The 24,382-nt window shown below is 68.5% G+C and carries 25 protein-coding genes; 4 read left to right on the top strand and 21 right to left on the bottom strand.

What is annotated here, in order from left to right; genetic code table 11:
• The first annotated feature begins 69 nt into the window (after positions 1-69).
• Both WG922_RS18780 and WG922_RS18775 read left to right on the top strand, forming a co-directional pair.
• Positions 70-912: a c-type heme family protein gene (locus WG922_RS18780; protein ID WP_340284380.1), complete on the top strand. Its 843-nt coding sequence runs from the start codon at positions 70-72 to the stop codon at positions 910-912.
• On the top strand, positions 909-2,942 hold the full coding sequence (locus tag WG922_RS18775) for a protein kinase domain-containing protein (protein WP_340284379.1): 2,034 nt from the start codon (positions 909-911) through the stop codon (positions 2,940-2,942). The genes WG922_RS18780 and WG922_RS18775 overlap by 4 nt, the downstream gene beginning before the upstream one ends.
• Before the next feature lie 67 nt (positions 2,943-3,009).
• Here the strand turns inward: WG922_RS18775 and WG922_RS18770 are convergent, their stop codons facing one another.
• Complete coding sequence (locus WG922_RS18770; protein ID WP_340284377.1) at positions 3,010-3,684, bottom strand: ABC transporter ATP-binding protein; 675 nt, start codon at positions 3,682-3,684, stop codon at positions 3,010-3,012.
• On the opposite strand from WG922_RS18770, the gene WG922_RS18765 reads away from it, so the two are divergent.
• Both WG922_RS18765 and mnmH read left to right on the top strand, forming a co-directional pair.
• The gene (locus tag WG922_RS18765) at positions 3,683-4,333 is read left to right on the top strand and encodes an arylesterase (RefSeq protein WP_340284417.1); all 651 of its coding nucleotides are present in this window, start codon (positions 3,683-3,685) and stop codon (positions 4,331-4,333) included. The two genes, WG922_RS18770 and WG922_RS18765, sit on opposite strands and share 2 nt — an antisense overlap.
• Positions 4,330-5,406 (top strand): tRNA 2-selenouridine(34) synthase MnmH, encoded by a 1,077-nt coding sequence (gene mnmH / locus WG922_RS18760; protein ID WP_340284375.1) that lies wholly within the window; start codon positions 4,330-4,332, stop codon positions 5,404-5,406. The genes WG922_RS18765 and mnmH overlap by 4 nt, the downstream gene beginning before the upstream one ends.
• Before the next feature lie 72 nt (positions 5,407-5,478).
• On the opposite strand, the gene WG922_RS18755 is transcribed toward mnmH, so the two are convergent.
• The 20 genes from WG922_RS18755 to ndk all read right to left on the bottom strand — a co-directional run bounded on the left by WG922_RS18755 (position 5,479) and on the right by ndk (position 24,335).
• Positions 5,479-6,009 (bottom strand): hypothetical protein, encoded by a 531-nt coding sequence (locus WG922_RS18755; protein ID WP_340284373.1) that lies wholly within the window; start codon positions 6,007-6,009, stop codon positions 5,479-5,481.
• Between the two features lie 138 nt (positions 6,010-6,147).
• Positions 6,148-6,345, bottom strand: a complete 198-nt coding sequence (locus WG922_RS18750) for a hypothetical protein (RefSeq protein ID WP_340284372.1) — start codon at positions 6,343-6,345, stop codon at positions 6,148-6,150.
• Positions 6,346-6,421: 76 nt separating this feature from the next.
• Positions 6,422-7,603 carry a PLP-dependent transferase gene (locus WG922_RS18745; RefSeq protein ID WP_340284371.1) on the bottom strand — a complete coding sequence of 394 codons (1,182 nt, stop codon included), beginning with the start codon at positions 7,601-7,603 and terminating at the stop codon, positions 6,422-6,424.
• Positions 7,604-7,653: 50 nt separating this feature from the next.
• A complete protein-coding gene (locus WG922_RS18740) occupies positions 7,654-8,178 on the bottom strand; it encodes a phosphoribosyltransferase (protein ID WP_340284370.1) in 525 nt (174 codons plus the stop codon).
• 28 nt (positions 8,179-8,206) lie between these two features.
• Complete coding sequence (locus WG922_RS18735) at positions 8,207-9,538, bottom strand: adenylosuccinate synthase (RefSeq protein ID WP_340284368.1); 1,332 nt, start codon at positions 9,536-9,538, stop codon at positions 8,207-8,209.
• 27 nt (positions 9,539-9,565) lie between these two features.
• Positions 9,566-10,714: an ATP phosphoribosyltransferase regulatory subunit gene (locus tag WG922_RS18730; protein WP_340284367.1), complete on the bottom strand. Its 1,149-nt coding sequence runs from the start codon at positions 10,712-10,714 to the stop codon at positions 9,566-9,568.
• Between the two features lie 105 nt (positions 10,715-10,819).
• Positions 10,820-11,008, bottom strand: a complete 189-nt coding sequence (locus tag WG922_RS18725; RefSeq protein ID WP_340284366.1) for a DUF2065 domain-containing protein — start codon at positions 11,006-11,008, stop codon at positions 10,820-10,822.
• Between the two features lie 44 nt (positions 11,009-11,052).
• Positions 11,053-12,060 carry a protease modulator HflC gene (gene hflC, locus WG922_RS18720; RefSeq protein ID WP_340284365.1) on the bottom strand — a complete coding sequence of 336 codons (1,008 nt, stop codon included), beginning with the start codon at positions 12,058-12,060 and terminating at the stop codon, positions 11,053-11,055.
• A gap of 22 nt (positions 12,061-12,082) precedes the next feature.
• A complete protein-coding gene (gene hflK / locus WG922_RS18715; RefSeq protein ID WP_340284363.1) occupies positions 12,083-13,408 on the bottom strand; it encodes an FtsH protease activity modulator HflK in 1,326 nt (441 codons plus the stop codon).
• A gap of 43 nt (positions 13,409-13,451) precedes the next feature.
• Positions 13,452-14,630 carry a GTPase HflX gene (gene hflX, locus WG922_RS18710; RefSeq protein WP_340284362.1) on the bottom strand — a complete coding sequence of 393 codons (1,179 nt, stop codon included), beginning with the start codon at positions 14,628-14,630 and terminating at the stop codon, positions 13,452-13,454.
• 71 nt (positions 14,631-14,701) lie between these two features.
• On the bottom strand, positions 14,702-14,950 hold the full coding sequence (hfq, locus tag WG922_RS18705) for an RNA chaperone Hfq (protein WP_340284361.1): 249 nt from the start codon (positions 14,948-14,950) through the stop codon (positions 14,702-14,704).
• Between the two features lie 138 nt (positions 14,951-15,088).
• The gene (der, locus tag WG922_RS18700; protein WP_340284360.1) at positions 15,089-16,426 is read right to left on the bottom strand and encodes a ribosome biogenesis GTPase Der; all 1,338 of its coding nucleotides are present in this window, start codon (positions 16,424-16,426) and stop codon (positions 15,089-15,091) included.
• A gap of 23 nt (positions 16,427-16,449) precedes the next feature.
• Positions 16,450-17,604 (bottom strand): outer membrane protein assembly factor BamB, encoded by a 1,155-nt coding sequence (bamB, locus tag WG922_RS18695; RefSeq protein ID WP_340284359.1) that lies wholly within the window; start codon positions 17,602-17,604, stop codon positions 16,450-16,452.
• Entirely contained in the window at positions 17,601-18,251 is a 651-nt protein-coding gene (locus tag WG922_RS18690; protein WP_340284358.1) for a YfgM family protein, read from the bottom strand. Before WG922_RS18690 ends, bamB begins: the two co-directional genes overlap by 4 nt.
• Positions 18,252-18,301: 50 nt before the next feature.
• Positions 18,302-19,627, bottom strand: a complete 1,326-nt coding sequence (hisS, locus tag WG922_RS18685) for a histidine--tRNA ligase (RefSeq protein ID WP_340284357.1) — start codon at positions 19,625-19,627, stop codon at positions 18,302-18,304.
• 11 nt (positions 19,628-19,638) lie between these two features.
• Positions 19,639-20,910: a flavodoxin-dependent (E)-4-hydroxy-3-methylbut-2-enyl-diphosphate synthase gene (gene ispG / locus WG922_RS18680; RefSeq protein ID WP_340284356.1), complete on the bottom strand. Its 1,272-nt coding sequence runs from the start codon at positions 20,908-20,910 to the stop codon at positions 19,639-19,641.
• 1 nt (position 20,911) lies between these two features.
• Positions 20,912-21,898: a helix-turn-helix domain-containing protein gene (locus tag WG922_RS18675; RefSeq protein WP_340284355.1), complete on the bottom strand. Its 987-nt coding sequence runs from the start codon at positions 21,896-21,898 to the stop codon at positions 20,912-20,914.
• Entirely contained in the window at positions 21,891-22,739 is an 849-nt protein-coding gene (pilW, locus tag WG922_RS18670) for a type IV pilus biogenesis/stability protein PilW (RefSeq protein WP_340284353.1), read from the bottom strand. The genes WG922_RS18675 and pilW overlap by 8 nt, the downstream gene beginning before the upstream one ends.
• A complete protein-coding gene (gene rlmN, locus WG922_RS18665) occupies positions 22,736-23,890 on the bottom strand; it encodes a 23S rRNA (adenine(2503)-C(2))-methyltransferase RlmN (RefSeq protein ID WP_340284351.1) in 1,155 nt (384 codons plus the stop codon). Before rlmN ends, pilW begins: the two co-directional genes overlap by 4 nt.
• Before the next feature lie 19 nt (positions 23,891-23,909).
• Positions 23,910-24,335 carry a nucleoside-diphosphate kinase gene (gene ndk, locus WG922_RS18660; RefSeq protein WP_340284349.1) on the bottom strand — a complete coding sequence of 142 codons (426 nt, stop codon included), beginning with the start codon at positions 24,333-24,335 and terminating at the stop codon, positions 23,910-23,912.
• Positions 24,336-24,382 lie beyond the last annotated feature (47 nt).

The following is a 24,382-nucleotide window of genomic DNA, read 5'->3' as shown; positions in this document are numbered from 1 at the left end:
GAATGCGCGGGTCAATGGGAGATGAATACGATGGGATTACGCCTAAGGTTCAACCTTGCTCTATCCCTCGTGTTCCTGGCCAGCCTGGCGGCCGCCGGCGCAGTGACCCGCCCGCTGCTCGAGGAAAGCGCGCGCCGCGAGGTGCTGCGCGATGCACGCCTCATGATGGAGGCCGCCAGCGCGGTGCGCACCTACACCATCGACCACATCGCCCCGCATTTCGCGGCCCGCGCCGACGTCTTCCTGCCGCAGTCGGTGCCCGCCTTCGCCGCCACCGAAACCATCAATTCGCTGCGCCGCGAGTACCCCGAGTACAGCTACAAGGAAGCCACCCTCAACCCGACCAACCCCCGCAACCGCACGGCCGACTGGGAGGCGGACGTGGTGAACCGCTTCCGGCAGCTGCCGCAGCAGCCCGAGATCGTGGCCGAACGCGACGCGCTGCAAGGCCGCGCCCTGTACATCGCGCGCCCGATCCAGGTGAACCACCCCGCCTGCATGCAGTGCCACGGTGCGCCCTCGGCCGCTCCGCCGGCCATGCTGCGCATCTACGGCGAAGCCAACGGCTTCGGGTGGCGCCAGGGCGAGATCGTCGGTGCCCAGATCGTGAGCGTCCCCATGGACGTTCCGCTGCGGCAGGCGCGCGCGACCTTCACCACGTTCATGGTCTCGCTGAGCGCCGTGTTCGCAGCGTTTTTCGTCGTCCTGAACCTGATGCTCGGCTGGTTGATCCTGCGTCCGGTGCGCCTGCTGGCCCGTTCGGCCGATCGCATCAGCACGGGTGACTTCTCCGAAAAGGAATTCGACGAGCGCCGCGCCGACGAGATCGGCATCCTGGGCGGCTCCTTCAACCGAATGCGGCGCAGCCTGGAGAAGGCGATGCAGATGATCGCGATGGAGTCGCGCCTGTGACCTTCGGCGCGCCGCCACCGCAGCCCAGGTTGCCCCTGCCGTCCGACACCGCCGCCCTCCCCCTGGGAACACTGGTGCAGGAATACCGGCTCGAGCGCGTGCTCGGCGTCGGCGGCTTCGGCATCACCTACCTGGCCCGCGATGCGCACCTGGACCTGCCGGTAGCCCTGAAGGAGTTTTTTCCCGCCGAACTGGTGGCGCGCCGCCCCGACGGCACCGTCCAGGCACGCCGGCACGACTCGGACGCGGCGGCGCGCTTTCGCGCCGGGCTGCAGCGCTTCGTCGAGGAGGCGCGGGCGCTCGCGATGTTCCGCCACCCGCACATCGTGCGGGTGCTGCGCTTTTTCGAGGCGAACGGCACCTCCTGCATCGTGATGGAGTACGAATCGGGCCAGTCGCTGCGCGAGTGGGTGCGCGCCAGCGGCGCACCCTCCCAGGTCGCTTTGCTGGCGCTGGTCGAACCGCTGCTGGACGGCCTGGAGGCGGTGCACCGTGCCGGCTTCCTGCACCGCGACATCAAGCCGGACAACATCTTCGTACGCAGCGAAGGATCGCCCGTGCTGATCGACTTCGGCGCGGCGCGGCGCCACTTCACGGGCGGTCCGATGACCAATCTGGTGAGCCCGGGGTTCGCACCCTTCGAGCAGTACCACTCGGGCGGCCAGCAAGGTCCATGGACCGACATCTATGCGCTCGGTGCGGTGATGTACTGGCTGGTGAGCGGCGAGCGCCCGATCGATGCCGCCGCGCGCGTGCGCCAGGACACCATGGCGCCTGCGCGGACGCTGCCCGCCGCCAGCGCGTTCGACCCGGCGGTTCTGCACGCCATCGACTGGGCCATGGCCCCCCACGAAGACATGCGGCCGCGGTCGGTGCCGCAGCTGCGCGCCGCCCTGTTCGGCACTCCGCCGCTGCGCGCGGCTGCGGTGCGCCCGCCACCTGCGCGCGACGCAGGCGCGGTGCGGCCAGCATCGCCGCCGCCAGATCCGGCCGCCTCCAGCGCGTTCGCGGCGTACGCCGGCAAGCGCAACCTGCTGTGCACCATGCTGTTCATCGACCTGGTGGGCTATTCCACGCGACCTGTCGATGAGCAGGTTGCCGCAAAGGAGGCGCTGAACCGCCTGCTCGCGCTCGCCTTGCGCGGCATGGACGAAGCGGACCGGCTGGGGATCGACACCGGCGACGGCGCCGTCATCTGCTTCGTAGGCGACCCCGAGGAAATGCTGCACGCGGCGTTGATGCTCGCGCGCATGCTGCCGCAGTTCACGCAGCCACGCCTGGAAGCGCGCGTCGGGCTGCACCTGGGACTGGTGCGGGTCGTTCACGACCTGAACGGGCGGCTGAACGTCGTGGGCGACGGCATCAACGCCGCCCAGCGCATCATGGACTTTGCCAACCCGAACCAGGTGCTGGTCTCGACCGCCTATCACGAGGTCATCTGCTGCGTCTGCGATGCCGCCGTGCCCCTGTTCCAGTTCGTCGGCCCTTTCCGCGACAAGCACGGGCGCGTCCATGAAGTGCACGCGATCGTGCCGCAGGCGCATGCCGCCGCGGTTCCCGCGCCCGCGCCCTGGCGCGCATCCGCCCGCCAGCGGGTCGCCGACGCCCCCCTCCTCCCGGGCCCCATGCCGCCCGCGATCGCACGTGACATGGACCGCTACACCGGGCCGCTCTCGCGCGTGCTGGTCGAAAAGGTGCGGCGCGGCGCAGGCTCGCTGGAGAACCTGCGCCGCGCGCTCGCAGCCGCCGTCCCGGTGTCGCTGCGCCTCGAGAAGGAATCGACGCAGTCCGAAGCGCCTGCGCTGCACAAGGCCCCACATGCGCAGCGGCCCCTCGCGCGGCGCCAGTTGGTCGAGCTCGAACGCCTGCTCACGCAGCACATCGGCCCGCTTGCACGGATGCTGCTGGCGCGTGAGCTCGACCAGCACGGAGACACAGCCGAACTGGTGTCCGCGCTGGCGGCGCACATAGATGATCAGGCGCTGCGCGATGCCTTTCGCGCCAGCGCCAAGCGTGAGCTGAGGCTCTAGGGTCGGGCGGCACATGATCAAACCGCAGCGGGCATGCACAGCCCGGCTCAACCCGGCACGCCGCCTGCTACGGCCGCACCATGCGCCCGGCCTCGATGGTGATGCGCCGATCGCAGCGCTGCGCGATGGCGCGGTCGTGCGTGACCAGCACCAGGGTCGTCCCCAGTTCGCGGTTGAGGTCGAACATGAGCTGCATCACCGTCTCGCCGGTGGCGAAATCCAGGCTCCCCGTCGGCTCGTCGGCCAGGAGCACCGCCGGCTGGACCACGAAGGCCCGTGCCAGAGCGACCCGCTGCTGCTCGCCCCCGGACAGCACGCGCGGATAGTGGCCCAGCCGTTGCGACAGCCCAACCCGGGCCAGCATCTCGCCGGCCGCGCGCCGCGCGTCCCTCCGCCCCGCAAGCTCCAGCGGCAGCATCACGTTCTCGAGCGCCGTGAGGTTGGCCATGAGCTGGAAGCTCTGGAACACGAAGCCCACCTTCTGTGCGCGCAGCGCCGCACGATCGTCCTCGTCGATGGCAAAGAGATCCTGCCCCGCCAGGCGAACGGTGCCCCTGGTGGGGGTGTCCAGCCCGGCAACGATGGACAGCAGCGTGCTCTTGCCCGAGCCGGACGCGCCGACGATGGCGACGGTTTCCTTCGGAGCCAGGGTGAAATCGATATCACGGAGAATGTCGAGCGTGCCGGTCGAGTCGGTCACCGATTTGGAAAGCCCCTCGACGGCGATGATGGGTTCTGACATGGAGTGCGTGTTGTTCGGTCGAAGGCAAATCCTGGAAGCGGCGGCGGCGCTGGCTCTGGCTGCGGTGACGCTGCCGGCCGCGGCGGCGGAGCCCGTCATCCTGGTGCTCGGTGATTCGCTGAGTGCGGAGTATGGCCTCAAACGCGGCAGCGGCTGGGTGCCGCTGCTCGAGCAGCGGCTTGCGCGCGAAGGCGTCCCCGCCCGGGTGGTCAATGCCAGCATCAGCGGCGACACCACGTCCGGCGGCCGTGCGCGACTGCCCGCGCTGCTGGCCCAGCACCGGCCGACGCACGTCGTCATCGAGCTCGGTGGCAACGACGCGCTGCGGGGGCTGCCGCTGCAGATGACCGAGGCGAACATCGCAGCGATGACCGAGGCGGCGCAGAAGTCCGGCGCACGTGTCCTGCTGCTCGGCATGCAGCTGCCGCCGAACTACGGGCGCGACTACGGCGAGCGCTTCGCTGCACTCTACGAGCAGGTCGCCCGCCGTTACGACGCTGCCCTGGTGCCTTTTTTCCTCAAGGACGTGGCCGACGTGCCCGACGCGGCGCGGCTGTTCCAGCCGGATCGCATCCATCCCACGGCCGAGGCGCAGCCGATCATGCTGGCCAACGTCTGGCCCGAACTGAAGAAGCTGCTGCCCAAGTGACCGTTCAATTGATCGATGCCGCGCAGGCGATAGCGCGCCTGGACGCTTTCGACACGATCATCGACGCGCGCAGCGAGTCCGAGTTCGAGGAAGACCGCCTGCCCGGCGCCCTGAACTGGCCGTCGCTCAGCGACGCGCAGCGCCACCAGGTCGGAACCCTCTACAAGCAGGTCAGCCCCTTCGAAGCGAAGAAGCTGGGCGCGGCGCTGGTAGCGGCCAACATCGCGCGGCACATCGAACGCGAGGTCCTGGACAAGCCCAAGGGCTGGCAGCCCCTGCTGTACTGCTGGCGCGGCGGCAAGCGCAGCGGCTCGCTGGCGCTCGTGCTCGACCAGATCGGGTTCCGCGTCCACCTGGTCGAGGGCGGCTACAAGGCCTTTCGGGCGCAGGTGCTCGCGCAGCTGCCGCTGCTGGCTGCTCGGGTCTCCCTGCGCGTGGTGTGCGGTCCCACCGGCTCCGGCAAGACGCGGCTGCTGCAGGCGTTGTCCGCCCGAGGCGCGCAGGTGCTCGACCTCGAGGCCCTGGCGCAGCACCGCAGTTCGGTGCTCGGGCTGGTGCCGGGCGAACGCCAGCCGAGCCAGAAGGAGTTCGACACCCGCGTGTGGGACCGGCTGCGCCGCTTCGATCCGTCGCGGCCGGTGTTCGTCGAGAGCGAGAGCAAGAAGGTCGGCAACGTTGCCGTGCCCGAGGCGCTGATCGTCGCCATGCGGGCCAGCCCCTGCCTGCATCTCGACCTGCCGCGCGAAGAGCGCGTGGCGCTGCTGATGGAAGACTACGACTGGTTCGTTCGCGACCCGGAGTTCTTCTGCAGCCGACTTGCTGCGCTGACAGAGCTGCGCGGCAAGGCGGTGGTAGGCGGCTGGCAGGAACGCGTGCGCGCGGGGCGGGTGCGCGAAGTCGTCGATGAACTGCTGGCGCAGCACTACGACCCGATGTATGCGGCGTCCATCGCGCGCAATTTCAGCCAGTGGCCGCAGGCGCGAACCCTTCCGGCCCGCGATCGTTCCCCTGAGTCGATGGACGAGGTGGCGGTCGCGCTGCTGGCGCCATCGGCCGCGCCGGCAGGCATCTGAGCGGCGGCAGCTCTCCAACGCCTCGCGCGGCGGAGGCGCACGACAACTTGGTGGCCGCCGTCGTGGCGCGCCTCAGCGCAATGGCTGCGCTTCTGCCGCACCCGCAGGTGGCGGCGCAGCTTGCAGGCCGAGCGCCGCGTAGGCTTGCTGCCAGTTGCGCGGGCGACACTGCCCCTCGAAGGTCATGGGCGTGGCGCTTTCGCGCTGCAGGACGCGGACCAGTTTGCCGCCCCCGGCACGCAGGATGGTGAAGCTCACGAGGGGCTGGTGGGTGCGTGCGTCCACGTAGAGGCGCCTTTGCATGTGCACCGGGACGAAGAGGCCGGGCAGCTGCTCGATCGGGAGTTCGGTGAGGTAGTAGCTGCGGCCATGTACGGCAGGCACATGCACCGTCATCACGGCCTTTTCGGCGCAGAGCTTCTCGAACTGCGGCTTGGCGAGCAGCTCGTCCAGCAGCAGCACCGGCAGCAGCGCCAGGAAGATGATCGCCTTCAGCTCGGTGCGCAGCGGGTTGTCGATGAAGAGGTCACCGATGCGGTGGGCGATCAAGGCACACAGCCCGGACCAGGCCAGCAGCAGCAGCGGCAGCTCCAGGCCGCCCATCAGGTCGGCCCCGTCGCGTGCCTGGACCCAAGATGAAATGCGCGGGAGAACGGATGAAGCGAATACCGGAGCATCGGGCAGTCTTTGTAATCACAAAGACTGCGATCCTATCGGCAGCGGGGAACGAAAATCCTAGCGTTAGGCTGACACAGAGGGTGCGGGTGCCGCGTCGTCGCCGCTGAGGCTGCCATCGCCTTCGCCCGGCTCGGGCGCTTGCCCGTCGGCCGGCCCGGTGCCGGACTTGCGCTCGGCCTTGGCCCGCAGCTTTTCTTCCTTCTTCTTCTTCTTTGCCAGTTCCTTCTGGCGCTTTTCGTATCCGTAATTGGGTGTTGCCACGTCGTCTCCCGATATGTTGATCGGCTCACTGTACGCGATTCGGCCGAGAGGCCAAACCCGTCATCCGGCGGACGGCTCAGGCGAGCTGTGCCAGTGCCGCGGCCAGGTCCGCCTGCAGGTCTTCGACCGCCTCCAGGCCCACGGACAAGCGAACCAGCGTCCCGCGATGGGGCCAGGTGCCGAGCTCGGGCGAACGCATGGCGGAGGGCTCATACGGCGCCACGAGGCTGATCGGACCGCCCCAGGAGTAGCCCAGGCGGAACAGCCGCAGCGCGTCGCAGAAGGCATCCACGCGCGCCGGGGCATGATGCTCGTGGAGCACGATCGAGAACAGGCCCGCAGCCAGGCCATCAGGGCCGCAGGTCGCGCGCCAGTTCGCGTGTCCGGGCGAGCCCTCCAGGCCGGGATGCAGGACCAGCGCCACCTCGGGCCGATCACTCAACCAACGCGCCAGGACGCGCGCCGCCGCGTCCTGCGCCCGGTAGCGCAGTGCCAGGCTGGGCAAGGACCGCAGCACGGACTCGACGTCGTTCGCACCGACTCCCCAGCCCAGGCGCATGTGCGTGAGCTTGAGCCGCAGATGCAGGTCCTCGTCGCGCGTGACTACGCTGCCCATGAGCACGTCTCCGCCGCCGCTGGGATATTTGGTGAGGGCCTGCACCACGATGTCGGCGCCGGCCTCCAAGCCGTTGAACGCCAGACCGGCACCCCAGGTGTTGTCCAGGGCGCTGGTCACTCCGCGTTCACGGCACAGTGCGGCCAGGCGCTCCAGCGGCGGGAACTCCAGGGTGACGGATCCGGGCGCCTCCAGCCACACGAGGCGCGTGCGCGGCCCGATGCGCCGCGCGAGGTCGTCCACGTTCATCGGGTCGTAGCGCTGATGGCCGATGCCCCACTGCGCCAGCTCGCCTTCGGCCATCGCGCGGGACGGCCCGTACGCGTTGTCCGGCAGCAGCACTTCGTCGCCGCTGCGCAGCAGGGACAGGTTGACGTTGGCCAGCGCCGCCAGTCCGCTCGGCACCAGGAGGCACTGCCGCCCTCCTTCGAGCGCGGCGATGCGCTCCTCGAGCAGGAAGGTGGTGGGCGTGCCGTGCAGCCCGTAGGTGTAGCCGTCCTTGGTCTTCCAGTCGCGCGCTCGCATCGCGGCGACATTCGGGAAAAAGACGGTGGAGGCCTTGAAGACGCCGGGCTGCGGCGCGCCGAACCCCGCCGGAGCGGTGTACGGGTGGTGGATCAGGTCGGTGATGGGAGCGCGCATGCGCGCATCGTAGCGGCCGCCGCCCGCCTCACGGCAATCGGCTGGCGCCGTCAGATCTTCCACTTCTCCAGCAGCTTGCCGGGACCCATGCTGTCGTAGCCTTCGAAGGGCTGGTGGATCCAGGGATTGGTCGGCAGGAACTCGACCGAATAGTCCGGCGTGAAAGTCGATAGGCCCTTGGTCCAGATCACCGCGCTGCGCAATTCCGTGATGGGCTTGTAGTTGTTGCGCAGCTGGTCCACCACCTTGTGCAGGGTATGGCCCGAATCGGCGAGATCATCGACCAGCAGCACCCGGCCCGCGATCTCGCCGCGCGGCGTGGTGATGTAGCGCGCGATGTCCAGGTGCCCCTGCACGGTGCCCGCCTCGGCGCGATACGAACTGGTGGACATGATCGCCAGCGGCTTGTCGAAGATGCGACTGAGGATGTCTCCCGGACGCATGCCGCCGCGCGCGAGGCACAGGATGGTGTCGAACTCCCAGCCCGATTGGTACACCCGGATCGCGAGCTTCTCGATCAGGTTGTGGTACTCGTCGTAGCTCACATACAGGTGCTTGCCGTCTTCGGTCAACATCGGGAACTCCTCTTTCGTGTGTCGGTGTTCAGGCGGCCAGATAGGGGTGGCGCTTCATGATCGTGTGGTCGCGGTCGGGGCTCGTGGAGATCATGTCGATCGGCACCCCGGTGACCTGTTCGATGCGCTGCAGGTAGAGACGCGCGTTCACAGGGAGCGCGTCGTATTGCGTGATGCCGACGGTGCTTTCGCTCCAGCCCGCAAGCGTTTCGTACAGCGGAACGCAGCGCGAGATCTCGTCGGCACCCAGCGGCAACAGGTCGATCTGCTCGCCATCGAGCTCGTAGCCGGTGCACAGCTGGAGCTCCTGCAGTCCGTCGAGCACGTCGAGCTTGGTGATGCACAGGCCCGAAAGCCCGTTCACCTGCGCGCTTCGCTTGAGGAGGGCCGCATCGAACCAGCCGCAGCGACGGAACCGGCCCGTGGTGACGCCGCGCTCCTGCCCCACCGTCGACAGGTGGTGGCCCACCGTTCCCGGAGTCGCCCAGTCGAGTTCGGTGGGGAACGGGCCGCCACCCACGCGGGTGCAGTACGCCTTGGTGATGCCGAGGATGTAGTGCAGCATGCCCGGCCCGACGCCCGCACCTGCGGCCGCATTACCTGCCACGCAGTTACTGGAGGTGACGTACGGATAGGTGCCGTGATCGACGTCGAGCAGGGTGCCCTGTGCACCTTCGAACAGCAGGTTGGCGCCGTCGCGGTGGGCTTCGTTCAGCTCGCGCGACACGTCGGCCATCATGGGCCGCAGGCGCTCGCCGAGCGCAAGTGCCTCGTCCAGCGTCTGCTGGAAATCGACGGCCGGCGCTTGCAGGAAGGTCGTGAGGACGTGGTTGTGCAGCTCCAGCAGCGACCTGAGCTTCTCGGCGAAGCGTTGCGGATGCTTCAGATCCTGCACGCGCAGTGCGCGCCGCGCGATCTTGTCTTCGTAGGCGGGGCCGATGCCGCGGCCGGTGGTGCCGATCTTCTCGGTGCCGCCCTTCTCGCGCAGGGCCTCACGGGCCACATCGAGTGCAGCGTGGAACGGCAGGATCAGCGGACACGCTTCGCTGATGCGCAGTCGCGATCGCACCTCCACGCCCGCCGCCTCGAGGCCCTCGATCTCCTCGAACAGCTTGGCGGCGGAAAGCACCACGCCGTTGCCGATGTAGCACTTCACGCCGGGGCGCATGATGCCCGAGGGGATGAGGTGCAGCGCCGTCTTGACGCCGTTGATCACCAGCGTGTGGCCGGCGTTGTGACCGCCCTGGAAGCGCACCACACCCTGCGCCATCTCGGTGAGCCAGTCCACCAGCTTGCCCTTGCCTTCGTCGCCCCATTGGGTGCCGACCACGACCACGTTGCGACCAATCGTCTTGTTCATCAAAAAAACTCGCTGGAAAAATGAAGTTCAAAGGGCGCGCACGGCCCAGGCACCGCCTTGGGCGGTGAGTTCGCGGTCGCAGTCGAATTCGTCGATCTCGCTTTCATGGCCCGGCAGGACGCACACCACCGTCTCGCCCTGGCGCCGCAGATGGGCGATGGCCGCGCGCAGGCCGGCATCCTGCCCCCATGGCGCGCGGATGGCCGCCTTGAGGGGACGCCGCGCAGCGACGCCCACGAGCTCCTTGAGGTCCAGGCTGAAGCCGACCGCCGGTCGGTTGCGGCCGAACACCGCACCGACCTCGTCGTAGCGGCCGCCGCGCACCAGCGCATCGCTGGCGCCGGGGCTGTAGAGGGCGAAGCGCACTCCGCTGTAGTAGGCGTAGCCGCGCAGGTCGGCCAGATCGAAGCTCACCCGCGCACCACCGAGCTCACCAGCGAGCCAGCGCAGGCCCGCAAGGGATTCACGCAGCGCCGGCGTGTCCGGCAACGCCCTGCCCGCTTCGTCCAGCACCTGCTCGTCGCCGTAGAGCGAGACGAGGGCCACGAGCCCTTCGCGTGAGGAGGACGGAAGGCTACGGGTGAGCGCTGAAATGCTGCTGGCGTCTTTGGCCGCAAGCGCAGCGTGGATGTCGGCCAGCAGGCGCGGATCGCTCACACAGCCGTCGAGCAGCGCGCGCACGATGCGTACGTCCGCCATATCCACGATGAAGTCGGACACCTGCGTGGCGGCCAGGCAGTCGAGGGCGAGCGTGAGGATCTCAAGGTCGGCCTCGCGTCCGGCGTGCCCGTAGATCTCGGCGCCGAACTGCAGCGGCTCGCGCGTGGCGTGTGGACGGTCCGGCCGGGTATGCAGCACCGGGCCGCAGTAGCACAGGCGTGCCACGCCCTGGCGATTGAGCAGGTGCGCATCGATGCGTGCGACCTGCGGCGTGGTGTCGGCGCGCAGGCCGAGCATCCGTCCCGACAGCTGATCGACCAGCTTGAAGGTCTGCAGGTCCAGCGCTTCGCCGGTGCCGGTCAGGAGAGACTCGAGATGTTCGAGCAGCGGCGGCATGACCAGCTCGTAGCCATAGCCGCGGGCGGTGTCGAGCAGTTCGCGGCGACGCTCTTCGATGTGCCGGGCCTCGGAAGGCAGAACATCGGCGATGTGATCCGGCAGGACCCAGGCAGACATGGGAGGGGACGAGTGATGAAACGGTTATTTTACCGGCCGGCCGCGTGCCCACCGCTGAGCATGCCCCGGGTGGGCCACCAGCGGTTCGGGCGGTGGACAGGTGCGTCAGCGCACCACCCAGAACAGCAGCAGCCCGACGACCAGGCTGCACAGACCGAAGAAGCGCAACTGCCCGTCGCGCATGGCGACGAGCTGGGCGAAGGTGCGTCGCCAGGCCCCTGGCGCCAGCAGCGGAAACAGGCCCTCGAACACGAGGACCAGCGCCAGGGCCGCCCAGAACAGGTCAGCGTCCAAGGCAAGCGGCGACGGCCGTGCGCCCGTGCACGTTCGAGCCGTCCTCAGCGGGCCGCGGCGGAAGCGGCGGCGGCCGGCGTCCGGTTGTTCCCGCCGGAGGAAGCGGGTTCGGCGGGAGCTCCCGCCCGCGGACCGGCCGGCGGGGCGCCGGATCCGCCTGCGGGAGGAGCCACGTTGCCGCCGCCTCGGAAGGTGCGGAAGAACTCCGAGGTGGAGGGATCGAGGACGAGCACGTCCCCACGCTTGCCCAGGCTGGCCTTGTAGGCGTCTAGGCTGCGGTAGAACTGGGCGAACTGCGGGTCTCGACCGAACGCTTCGTTGTAGACGGCGGCCGCCTGTGCGTCGCCCTCGCCCTTGACCTTCTGGGCCTCGCGGTACGCATTGGCGATGGTGATCTCGCGCTGGCGGTCGGCGTCTGCCCGGATCTTTTCGCCCTCGGCCGCGCCGGTCGAGCGCAGTTCGTTGGCGACGCGCTTGCGCTCGGCCTCCATCCGGCGGTAGACCGACTCGGTGATGGCCTCCACGTAGTCCGCCCGCGTGATGCGCACATCGACCACTTCCAGACCCCAGGGGTTGCTGCCGGACACGACCTCCTGCGCCTCGCGCTTGACGTCCGCCATGAGCTGCTCGCGCCGCGTCGAGAGCAGCTCGCTCACCGTGCGGCGGTTGATCTCTTCCTGGAAGGCGTTGCGCACGACCCGGTTGATCTGGATCGCGCCGGCCTGCTCGTCGAGGCCGACGTTGCGGATGTACTGCAGCGGATCGCTGATGCGCCAGCGCACGAACCAGTCGATGACCACGCGCTGCTTCTCGGCGGTCAGCATGGGCTCGGCGTCGATGCTGTCGAGCGTGAGCAGGCGCTTGTCGATGTAGCGCACGTTCTGGAACGGCGGCGGCAGCTTGAAGTGCAGGCCGGGCTCGGTGATCACCTGGCGGATCTGTCCGAGGGCATAGACCACGCCGTACTGGCGCTGATCGACCACGAAGACCATCGAGCTGAGCAGCGCGAGGACGACCAGCAGGCCTGCTACGAGGAAACCGATTCTGTTCATTGGGAGTGCAAGTCCTTGGGGATCAACGCGTCTCGCGTTCGCGGCTGCGGCCACCGTCGCGGGCGCGCACGTCGGTTGCAGCCGCGGCGCCATTGGCAGGCGGCGCCGGGCTGGGCGGCGGCGGAACGACCTCGGTGCCACCCGGATTGCCCCCCTGCTGCATCAGGCGGTCCAGGGGCAGGTACAGCAGCTGCGAGCCCTGGCGCGAATCCACCAGGACCTTGTTCACGTTGGAGTAGATCTGCTGGAGCGCGTCGAGGTACATGCGGTCACGCGTCACCTGTGGTGCCCGCTGGTACTCGGTCAGCACCGAGCGGAAACGCTGCGCATCGCCCTGCGCCTGCGCGACGATCCTGGCCTTGTAGCCTTCGGCCTCTTCGCCCAGCCGCGAAGCCGCACCCACCGCGCGGGGAATCACGTCGTTGGCGTAGGCCTGCGCCTCGTTCTTGGCACGCTCGCGTTCCTGGCCAGCCTTGAGCACGTCGTCGAAGGCGGCCTGCACCTGCTCGGGCGGACGAACGCCGCCCTGCTGCAGGTTGACGGCAACCACCTCCACGCCGATGGCGTAGCGGTCCAGGATGGTCTGCATCAGCTTGCGCACGCGCGGGGCGATCTGGTCGCGCTCTTCGGCCAGGGCCGAGTCCATCCGCATGTTGCCCACCACCTCGCGAACCGCGGTCTCGGCGACGTTGACCACCGTCTGTGCCGGGTCCTTGCTCTGGAACAACCAGGCGCGCGCGTCCTTCAGGCGGTACTGCACGGCAAACTTGATCTCGACGATGTTCTCGTCCTGCGTGAGCATGGCCGAATCGCGCAAGCCCGTGGCCCGGATGACGGTGTCCCGCCCGATATCGACCGAGCGGATCTGCGTCACCGTGACCGCCTCGTGACGCTGGATCGGGTACGGCAGGCGCCAGTGGAAGCCGGCGCCCACGGTAGACGTGTAGCGGCCGAACTGCGTGATCACCGCCTGCTGGCCTTCCTGCACGATGAAAAAGCCCGTCCCAAGCCAGATGAGAACGACTACCGCGGCGATGAGGCCTACTCCAACGCCCGCACTCTTCATGTCGGGCTGGAAGTTGCCGCCCCCTCCTCCCGGGTCGGAGCCGCGCCCGCGGCCGCCGAACAGGCCGCCAAGCTTCCGGTTGAAGTCGCGCCACAGCTCGTCGAGGTCGGGCGGTCCCTGGTTGGGACCGCGCGGACCACCACCGCCCGGGCCGGGATCGGGGCGATTGTTCTCCGCCCGCACGTCTTCGCCGCGGCCCCACCGGGGGTCGTTGAGGTTGAACATGCCCCGCAGCCGGGTGCTCAGCCGTCCTCTGGCAAAGCTGGGAATTTTCAGATTCATTCGATGTGCATCTCTAATCGTGTGGCGCTGCGATTGTGCCCAATCACGCGGCCGCCTCATGCAGGTACGGGGTTTCTCTGGGGATGGACGCCGCCGACTCGGCCTGCGAGCGCTGCGCCAGCACGTGCCGCAGGCTCCCCAGCCCTTCGCCCGTGTGGCTGCTCACGAAGACGCGCTGCACGGCGCGACCGTCCACATCGAACGTGTCGCAGGCGGCGCGCGGCTGCTGGAAATGCGCCAAAGCATCGATCTTGTTGAACACCAGCAGCTGCGGAACGTCCGCTGCGCCGATCTCCTGCAGGACCCGCTGCACCTCGTTGATCTGCTCGGGATATCCCGGGTTGGCAGCATCCACCACGTGCACCAGCAGGTCGGCGTCGGCTGCTTCGCGCAAAGTGGCCTCGAAGGCATCGATAAGGCCGTGCGGAAGGTCGCGGATGAAGCCGACGGTATCGGACAGCGACACCGAGCGGCCGCCGCCCAGGCCGTCGCCCAGATACAGCTGGCGGGTGGTGGTGTCGAGGGTCGCGAAGAGCTGGTTGGCGGCGTAGGCCCGCGCTTTCACCAGCGCATTGAACAGCGTCGATTTGCCGGCGTTCGTGTAGCCGACCAGGGAGATGTTGAATGCGTTCTGACGCTCTCGCTGGCGACGCTGCGTGGTGCGCTGCTTCTTGACCTTCTCCAGGCGATCGCGGGTGCGCTTGATGGCCTCACCGATCATCCGGCGGTCGAGCTCGATCTGCTTTTCGCCGGGACCGCCGCGCACGCCGGCACCGCCAGTCTGCCGCTCCAGGTGCGACCAGCGCCGCACCAGGCGCGTGCTGACGTACTGCAGCCGGGCGAGTTCGACCTGCAGCTTGCCTTCATGGCTGCGGGCGCGCTGCGCGAAGATTTCCAGAATGAGCAGGGTCCGGTCGTTGACCGGCAGGCCGAGGTGGCGTTCGAGGTTGCGCTGCTGCGCGGGGCTGAGCGACTGGTCGAACAGGACCTCGGCTGCGCCGGCGCTCTCGGCCAGGGCCTTGATCTCGTCGGCCTTGCCGCTGCCTACGAACAGCGCCGCGTCGGGGGCCTTGCGCTTGCAGGTGACGCGAGCGACAGGCTCGAGGCCGGCGGTCTGCGCAAGCAGGCCCAGTTCCTCGAGCTGCGTATCGAAATGGGGGGTGCCGAAATCGACTCCGACCAGCAGGACCGGAGCAGTGGCGTTGGGAGAATTAGTTTGCAAGGATGGTTACCCGAGTCGTGCGCGATAGCGGACCCGGGCGGCGCCAGGAGCGCCCTGCATGCATGGTGTGTTCAGGCTGCAGGTGCCTCGTGACTTTCAGCCGCGGAGAAGTTCACGGCTCGCCCGGGGACAATGGTGGAGATGGCGTGCTTGTAGACCATCTGCGTCACGGTGTTGCGCAAGAGCACAACATACTGATCGAAAGACTCGATCTGACCCTGTAGCTTGATGCCATTGACGAGGTAGATCGAAACCGGCACATGCTCGCGACGCAAGGTGTTGAGGAAGGGGTCTTGTAGTAGCTGCCCTTTGTTGCTCACGATATTCTCCGTGTTGTTCGGAAGTTCTTTGGAATTTGCACCTTACCACAGCAAGCCCTACACACAAGTAGGCCCCTGCCGACAGCCCTGCACATGGGAGCGTGGGCCATCGCTTCAAGGGCGCGAGCCCTTTTTTCCTCACTCTTTTTCGATGTATGGATTCGTCGAGGTCTTCATCTCGATGCGCAGCGGCGTGCCCACGAGCTTGAATTCCTTGCGGAAACGGCCTTCGAGGAAGCGCTTGTATGCGTCGGTGACGTGCTCGAGCGAGTTGCCGTGCACCACGATCACCGGCGGGTTCATTCCACCCTGGTGGGCATAGCGCAGCTTGGGCCGGAACATGCCGGCGCGCTTGGGCGCCTGGAACTGCACGGCTTCGAGCAGCAGCCGCGTGAGCACCGGCGTCGGCATCTTGCGCATGGCCGACTGGTGGGCCTCGGTGATGGACTGCCACACCGGACCGAGCCCCTGCCGCTTCTTGGCCGAAATGAGGTGCACCGTGGCGAACTTGAGGAAGGCCAGGCGCGATTCGATCTGCCGCTGCACCTGCTCGCGCTCGTAGTTGTCGATTGCATCCCACTTGTTGACGGCGATCACCACCGCACGGCCACTCTCGAGGATGTAGCCGGCGATGTGGGCGTCCTGGTCCGTGACACCCTGGGTGGCGTCGAGAAGCAGTAGCACCACGTTGGCCGATTCGATGGCCTGCAGCGTCTTGACGACCGAAAACTTCTCGATGGCCTCGAACACGCGTCCCTTGCGCCGCAACCCGGCCGTATCGATGAGTTCGTACTTCTGGCCGGCGCGCTCGAACGGAACCGTGATCGCATCGCGGGTGGTGCCGGGCAGGTCGAAGGCGACCAGCCGTTCCTCACCCAGCCAGGTATTGATGAGAGTGGACTTTCCGACGTTCGGACGCCCGGCAACGGCCAACCGGGTGACGCCGGTGTCGCCTTCTTCGGCGTCCTCACCTGGCTCCGGCAGATCGAGCATCCCCAGGGCCTGCTCGATGAGGCTGCGTACGCCCTGCCCATGCGCGGCCGAGACCGGCAAGACCTCGCCCAGCCCGAGCTCGTAGAACTCGGCGAGCTGGGTGCCCTCGGTCATGCCTTCGGCCTTGTTGGCCACCAGCACGGTCGGTTTGCCGAGCTTGCGCAGGTAGTTGCCGATGTCGTGGTCCTGCGCGGAGAGCCCGGCGCGTGCGTCGAGCACGAAGACCACGACGTCCGCCTCGGCAACGGCCTGACGGGTCTGCTTGGCCATCTCCACATAGATGCCGGTTTCGGCCGTGGGCTCGAAGCCGCCGGTGTCGATGACGATGAACTCGTGGGGACCGAGGCGGCCGTTGCCGTAGTGGCGATCACGGGTCAGGCCTGCGAAGTCGGCGACGATGGCATCGCGCGACTTGGTCAGCCGGTTGAAAAGCGTCGATTTGCCGACGTTGGGCCGGCCCACCAGGGCGACGACGGGTTTCATGGCGGGGCGCCCGGGAGAAAGGATCAGTTGGGAACGAAGCCGAAGACACCGCCGCTGCGGGTCACGACGACGAGGGTGTTGCCGGCCAGGATCGGCGCCGCGGCGATACCCGAGCCGTCGGTGGTGAGCCGGTCGAGGAGCCGACCGTCCTCGCGAGAGAGCAGGTGCACGAAGCCGGCGTCGTCGCCCACGGCTACCGAGCGCCCGATGACGAGCGGCGCGCTCAGCTTGCGCCACTGCAGCTGCTCGTGGGTCCAGGCCGGCTCGCCGGTGGCACGCTGCCAGGCCACTACGCGACCATCGGCCTCGGTGCCGTACAGCAGGCGCTCGTCGCCGTCGAGGCCGTCGGAGCCGTTGGCCCGGCGTGTCCAGCTGAGCGTGCCGCGGGCGGCATCGACGCAGCCCACCGCAGCCTGGAACGCGCGCGCGCAGACCGAGTCGCCTTGCCGGCTGGCGCGCCCGACCAGATCGACCAGGCGCTCCACATCGTTGGTACCGCGGGAGCTCGCGATCGGCGCCTCCCATCGGACGCTGCCCGTGAGCGGGTTCACGCCCGCGAGCCGTCCGCCCTGCCCGACCACCAGCGTGTCGCCGACCGGGAGCATCACACCGGCCTGTCGCAGCACCAGGGCCTCCCCGGGCCGTTGCAGGCTCCAGAGGCGACGCCCGCTAGCACCGTCGTGCCCGGTGACGGAACGGTCAGCGGCCAACACGAAGACCCGCTCTCCGGCGACCAGCGGCGGGGTATAGCTCTGCGCGCCCAGCGGCTGGCGCCACTGCACGGCGCCGTCGGCGAGCGCCACCAGTTCGTTCTCGCGCGTGACCACCGCGACGCGCCTGCCATCGCTGCCGACGCCGCCCGCCAGGGCCGCGCCGACGCTGGCGCGCCACTGCTCCTGACCGGTTTGCGCATCGAAGACGGCGACCGTCCCGTCGCCGCTCGCCACCGTCACGCGCGTGCCGTTCACCTGCACCGAAAGCGGGAAATCGACCGCACCGACGCGCGCGGACCAGGCCTGGCGCACGCCCAGGAGCTGCGGATTCGGCGCCAGCTCCGCCGGCTTGGGACGCTCAGGCCCGCCGCCGAGAAAGCCGGGAAGGGACGAGCACCCGGCAAGCAAGCCGGCCGCCAGCGCGAGAGCCGGCAGGTGCAGGCGAACGCCATCGCGCCGACTCATGACCTGGGCACCTCCGCGCCCAGCGAAGTCAGCTTGACCTCGACCAGCCGCCGGTATTCGGCGTCCGCCGGCAAGCCCGCCAACGCCTTCTGGTATTCGGCGACCGCTTCGGTGGCCTTGCCTTGCAACTTGTAGATGTCTCCGCGCAGGTCGGCGGCCAGCGGTGCGAATTCGGCAGGCATGCTGCCGGACAGCCGTCGCAGCGCATCGTCATGGGCCTTGGCATCGACAAGGATGGCCGCCAGCCGCAGGCGCGCGACGGCCTGGTAGCCGGGATCGGACGCCTTGTCCGCCACCCACTCGAGCGCGCTGCGAGCCGCGTCGGTGCGCCCTGCTTGCTGGAGTGCCTGCGCCGCCAGAAGGCTGGCCTGCTGTGCGTAGGTGGTGCGTGCAAACTGCGACTGGATGTCGGCGGCCGAACGCTGCACGCGCTCCAGGTCGTTCGTCTGCACGGCGAGCTCGACCTGCGCGTACAGGGCCGACGCATTGGCCGCCTGGCTGCGCTGCCACCAGTTCCAGCCGTTCCACGCGGCGATGCTGCCGAACACCACGATCAGCACCGTGGAAATCAGGTTGCCGTATTTGCTCCAGAAGTGCTTGAGCTCTGCAAGCTGCTCCTGTTCTTCGAGGTCGAGGTGTTGTGCCATGGATGGGTTGGAAAACTGGGGCGATTGTAGTGACGCGGTGTTTCGGAAGCTCAGGTCTTGAGGCGGCTCGCCCACGCGGCGGCGCCCGAGAGCGACTCCCGCGACTGCGCACCGGACCCGTCGCGCAGGGCCTTGACGGTCACCTCTGCGGCGGCGAGCTCGTCGCTGCCGAACACCAGTGCGTAGCGCGCGCCGCTCGCGTCGGCCTTCTTGAACTGCGACTTCATGCTGCCCATGCCCTCGGCGCCCGCCGCGTGCATCTGCACGGCGACGCCGGCGGCGCGCAACTGTTGGAGCGTACGCAGCACCAGCGGCAAGGCCGACGCGTCCGGCACCACGGCGTAGGCGTCGGGCACCGGAAGCGGGATGTCGGTGCCCTGCTCGCGCACCAGCTCCAGCACGCGTTCGACACCCAACGCCCAGCCGACAGCCGGGGCCGGCTTGCCGCCGATCTGGCCGATCAGCAGGTCGTAGCGGCCGCCCGCGCAGATCGTGCCTTGCGCGCCGAGCCGTTCGGTGACGAACTCGAACACGGTGAGGTTGTAGTAGTCGAGGCCGCGCACCAAGCGCGGATTGATGCGATAGGCGATGCCGTTCGCCTCCAGCATCGCCTTGACGCCCTCGAAGTGGGCGAGCGACTGCTCGCCCAGAAAGTCGATCAGGCGCGGCGCACCCTCGACGACCGCCTGCATGGCGGGGTTCTTGGTGTCCAGGATGCGCAGCGGGTTGCTGTGCAGGCGCCGCCGCCCGTCTTCGTCGAGCAGGTCGGCGTGGCGCTCGAGATAGGCGATGAGCTCGGCCCGGTGCTGGCGGCGCTCCTCGGGCTGTCCCAGGCTGTTGATCTCCAGCCGGACATCCTGCAGGCCGAGTTCGCGCCAGAGCGCGTCGGCCAGAAGGATGATCTCGGCGTCGATGTCGGGCCCGGCGAAGCCGAGGGCTTCGGCGCCGATCTGGTGGAACTGGCGGTAGCGCCCCCGCTGGGGCCGCTCGTGGCGGAACATGGGTCCCATGTAGTAGAGCCGCTTGCCGCCGTCGTACAGCAGCGAGTGCTCGGCGACCGCGCGCACCACGCCTGCCGTGTTCTCGGGGCGCAGGGTGAGGTGCTCGCCGTTCAGGCGGTCTTCGAAGGAGTACATCTCCTTCTCGACGATGTCGGTGACCTCGCCGAGGCCGCGCACGAACAACTGGGTGGGCTCGACGATGGGCGTGCGGATGTTGCGGTACGCGTAGCGCGCCATGAGCGCGCGAACCTTGTCTTCGAGCCACTCCCACTGGCCGGAGTGCGGCGGCAGGATGTCGTTCATGCCCTTGACGGCGCTCAGGGGCTGCGCCTTTGCGGCGGGAGTCTTCTCGATCTTCTCGTTCTTCTCGGACATGGGCGCGTGGGTCAGACGGTGGCAGTGCTGCCGCCGAAGCGTTTTTCGATGTAGTTCGCGACGAGCTGGTGGAACTCGGCAGCGATGTTCTCGCCGCGCAGCGTGAGAGCTTTCTGGCCGTCGATGAAGACCGGCGCCGCGGGCGCCTCGCCGGTGCCCGGCAGGCTGATGCCGATGTCGGCGTGCTTGCTCTCGCCGGGTCCGTTGACGATGCAGCCCATCACCGCGACCTTCAGTTGCTCGACGCCCGGATAGCGCGCGCGCCACACCGGCATCTGCGCACGCAGATGGTCGTCGATCTGCTTGGCGAGCTCCTGGAAGGTGGTGCTGGTGGTGCGCCCACAACCTGGGCAGGCGGTCACGCTGGGCACGAAGGTGCGCAGCCCGAGTGCCTGCAGGATCTCGGAGGCGATGACCACCTCTTGCGTGCGCGATTCGCCCGGTTGCGGCGTCAGCGAGACACGGATGGTGTCGCCGATGCCTTCCTGCAGCAGGACGCCCATGGCGACGCTCGACGCCACCGTGCCCTTGGTCGCCATGCCCGCCTCGGTCAGGCCCAGGTGCAGGGCGTGGTCGCAGCGGCGAGCCAGCTCGCGATAGACGGAGATCAGGTCCTGCACGCCGCTGACCTTGCAGGACAGCAGGATCTGGTTCGGGTCCATGCCGAGCGCCACCGCCTGCCGGGCCGAGTCGGTGGCCGACGTGATGAGCGCTTCGTAGAGCACCGCCTTGGCGTCCCAGGGCTGGGCCCGGCGGCTGTTCTCGTCCATCATCTGCGCCAGCAGTTCCTGATCGAGACTGCCCCAGTTGACACCGATGCGCACCGGACGGTCCCAGCGCAGCGCGGCCTCGATCATCTGGGCGAACTGCCGGTCGTGCTTGTCGCCCTTGCCCACGTTGCCGGGGTTGATGCGGTATTTGGACAGCGCCTGCGCACAAGCCGGAAATTCGGTGAGGAGGCGGTGGCCGTTGTAGTGGAAGTCGCCCACCAGCGGGACATCGATGCCCATGCGGTCCAGCTGCTCGCGGATGTAGGGAACCTGCTGCGCCGCCTCGGGCGTGTTCACGGTGATGCGAACGATCTCAGAGCCCGCCACGGCAAGCTCCTTGACCTGGATGGCGGTGCCGATCGGGTCGGCAGTGTCGGTGTTGGTCATCGACTGCACGCGCACCGGTGCGTCGCCGCCGACGGTCACCACGCGCGACCCCCACGCGATGCGCGCCTGGCGCGAGCGCCGCGCGGAAGGCGAGCTCACGGCGATCGGTCCGCAGTCCGGGGTCATGTCAGCGCACCTCGAAGCGGGCGACGTTATCGCGCGTGGACGACGCGACGTCGTGCGGACGGCCCCGCACCTGCACCTGCACGTTGCTGACGTTGCCGACCACCACCGCCAGCGGGGTCGCGCCCGAGACGCCGACGGTCTCTCCGGCGGCCAGCATGCGCCGCAGGTACACCGAGCCGCGCGAGTCGGTCACCTGCACCCACGCAGCCTGGCGCGCGGAGAACTGGATCACCGGCGCTTCGACGGCGGCGTCGGAGCCGGCCGAGGTCGTGGCAGCACCTGCGCTTGCGCCCGGCACCGTGCCGCCGCTGGTCGGCAGCGGCGGCGCAACCGGCGCGACAGGCGTGACAGGAGCGACCTGCGGGACGCCGGCGGACGGCGTGGCGCCCGCCAGCGCAGCGCCCGGCGGCACGACGGCCTCGGTGACCGTACCGGGCAGCGCCAGAGGGGCCGCAGCGGAAGTAGCCGCGTCGCCCGCGCCGGTGGTACTCCCCGCTGCGGCATTCGACGCAGCCTCCGGCTTCACCATCGCGTCGCCCGTGGCTGCAGGCTCCTGCCGGTTGGGAATGAGCGGCAGCAGCAGCAGCACGACCGCCCCCACGAGCAGGGCAAGCGCGGCCAGAACCGGCGGCCGCCGCAGCAGCTCACGGCCTGCGGACCGGCCCACATCTCCCGACGCGCGGAACGGGACGTTGATCGGCTCGACCTTGCCCAGGCGCGAATCGCCGCCCTTGGGCAGGAGGGACAAGACCTGCCTGGAATCGATCTTCAGGGTGCGGCAGACGCTCGCGGCGAGGGCACGCGCGTAGACCACGTCGGGCAGGAGTTCCAGACGATCCTGCTCAAGTGCCTCGAGCTGCCGCTGCGGCACCTTCAGGGCGCCGGCCAGCGCCGCCACGTGCAGTCCGGCGCGCTCGCGCGCTTCGCGCAGCAGCGCGCCGGCACTCGCCGCCTGCCGGGTGTCGGCCACGTCCACCACCTCACTCATTGAAAGCTCCCCTGTCATAGGCCGCGAGTTCACGCGATTGCGGATAGCGCTTCCTCAGCTGCTCGGCCAGCTGGGTCATCGCAAGCTTGTCGCCCAGCCGGTGCTCGACCCGGATGCCGAGCCAGAGCGACTCGGCGTTGGCGAACTCGCCGTTGTTCAGCCGTCGGATATAGAACTGCGCACGCTCGAGCTCGTTGCGACGCAACAGGAGGTTCGCGAGGTTGTAGCCGGTCACCGGATTGCCGGCATCGAGCTCGTAGGATCGTGCGAGGCTCTGCTCGGCGTCCTCGAAACGCCCGGCGCGTGCCTGGCACAGGCCCTGCGTCATGTAGGTCTTGGCGCGGCCGGCATACAACGGGTTCACGAGCGCCTGGCGGAATGCGCCCAGCGCCTCCTCGTAACGCCCCTGCTGGCACAACAGCCACCCCTGGTTGTGCAGCGTGTCGGCGTCGCGCGGGTTGATGGCCAGCGCGCGGCGGAAGCTCTCTTCGGCCTGGCGCATGTCGTTCAGGCGCATGAAGATGAGGCCGCGCAGGTTGTAGGCCGGCGCAAAGGAGGGGTCGCTCGAGATCGCCTGCTTGACCTCGTCCAGCGCGAACTCGGTGCGCCCCTGCTCGAAGTAGCCCACGGCCAGCTCGATGCGGATGCGGGCGCGCTTGCGTTCGGGCGATTCGTCGGACTCGGTGACGAGGTCGGCGCCCGCGCCGGCACCAGCTCCCCCGGCCGTGCCGCCGGGGCTCGCGCAGCCTGCGAGCAAGAGCAGGCCCACGGCCACGCAGCAGGCAAGCGAACGGCGAACGAGCGGCGAGAGGCTTTCGGGATGTGCGTGGCGGGGGGTCATTGCGTCCTCTCCTTGGAAGTGGGCGCGGTGTCGTGCACCGGCGTGAGCGCGATGGTGCGACGCTGCGCAATGCGCTCGCCGACGCGGGTGCGATCCTGCACGTCGCCGGCGAGTTGTCCGCAGGCCGCATCGATATCGTCACCGCGGGTCTTGCGAACCGTCGTGACGATACCAGCATCGATGAGCTTCTTCGCGAAGGCCATGACCCGTGTGTGGGGCGATCGCGTCAGGCCCGAAGCCGGGAACGGATTGAACGGAATCAGGTTCAGCTTGCAACTCACGCCGACCCCCGCGTGCTGGCGCACCAGCGCGATGAGCTGCTCCGCGTGGGCAGGCTGGTCGTTCACCCCGTCGAGCATGCAGTACTCGAAGGTGATGAAGTCGCGAGGGGCGCGCAGCAGGTACCGGTTGCAGGCGTCGAGCAGCTCGGCGATGGGGTATTTGCGGTTCAGCGGCACGAGCCCGTCGCGCAGAGCGTCGTTCGGTGCGTGCAGCGAGACGGCCAGCGCCACGGGGCAGTCCTGCGCCAGGCGGTCCATCATCGGCACCACGCCGGAGGTGGACACCGTCACGCGTCGCCGCGACAGGCCGTAGCCGTGATCGTCCAGCATCGTGCGCAGGGCCGGAACGAGCGCGCCGTAGTTCTGAAGCGGCTCGCCCATGCCCATCATCACGACGTTGGAGATGACGCGCTCGGACGTCTGCAGATGGCCGCGCAGGAAGTGCTCGGCGAACCAGAGCTGCGCCACGATCTCGCCGGTGGTGAGGTTGCGTGCGAAGCCCTGGTGGCCCGTGGAGCAGAAGCGGCAGCCGACGGCGCATCCCGCTTGCGAGGACACGCAGAGCGTTCCGCGGTCGTCCTCCGGGATGAAGACGGCCTCGACGGCGTTGCCGCCGCCGACATCGAACAGCCACTTGATCGTGCCGTCGGCGGACTCCTGCTGGGTGAGGACCGACAGCCCCTGCACGCGCGCGGCACCCTGCAGCTTGCTGCGCAGCGACTTGGCCAGATCGGTCATCTGCTCGAAGTCGCTCGCGCCGCGCTGGTGGATCCAGCGAAACAGCTGGGTGGCGCGAAAGCGCTTCTCGCCCAGCGTTTCGCAGAACGCGGCCAAGCCCTCCAGGTCGAAGTCGAGAAGGTTGGCCGTCATCGCATGAACGTCGCTGGGGTCAGCGCGAGTAGACGTTCATGCCGGGAAAGAAGAACGAGACTTCCACGGCAGCAGTTTCGGGTGCATCGGAGCCATGCACGGCATTGGCATCGATGCTGTCGGCGAAGTCGGCGCGGATGGTGCCCTTCTCAGCCTTCTTGGGGTCGGTCGCGCCCATGAGCTCGCGGTTCTTGGCGATGGCGTTCTCGCCCTCGAGCACCTGGATCATCACCGGGCCGGAGATCATGAAATCGACCAGGTCCTTGAAGAAGGGGCGGGCCTTGTGCACGGCGTAGAACTGCTCGGCTTCGCCGCGCGACAGGTGCGCCATCTTGGCGGCGATCACCTTCAGGCCGGCGCCTTCGAAACGGGAATAGATCTGGCCGATGACGTTCTTGGCGACGGCGTCGGGCTTGATGATGGACAGGGTGCGTTCGATGGCCATGTTGTTTTCCTGGAGTGGGTGTTCTTGAACGGATGGGGGCTCGGCAC

Origin of the sequence: Ramlibacter sp. AN1015, from assembly GCF_037726105.1 — a bacterium.
In the GTDB taxonomy this organism is placed as follows: domain Bacteria; phylum Pseudomonadota; class Gammaproteobacteria; order Burkholderiales; family Burkholderiaceae_C; genus Ramlibacter.
The sequence above is the reverse complement of the archived record's forward strand: the minus strand, read 5'-3'. Positions and strand labels throughout refer to the sequence as shown.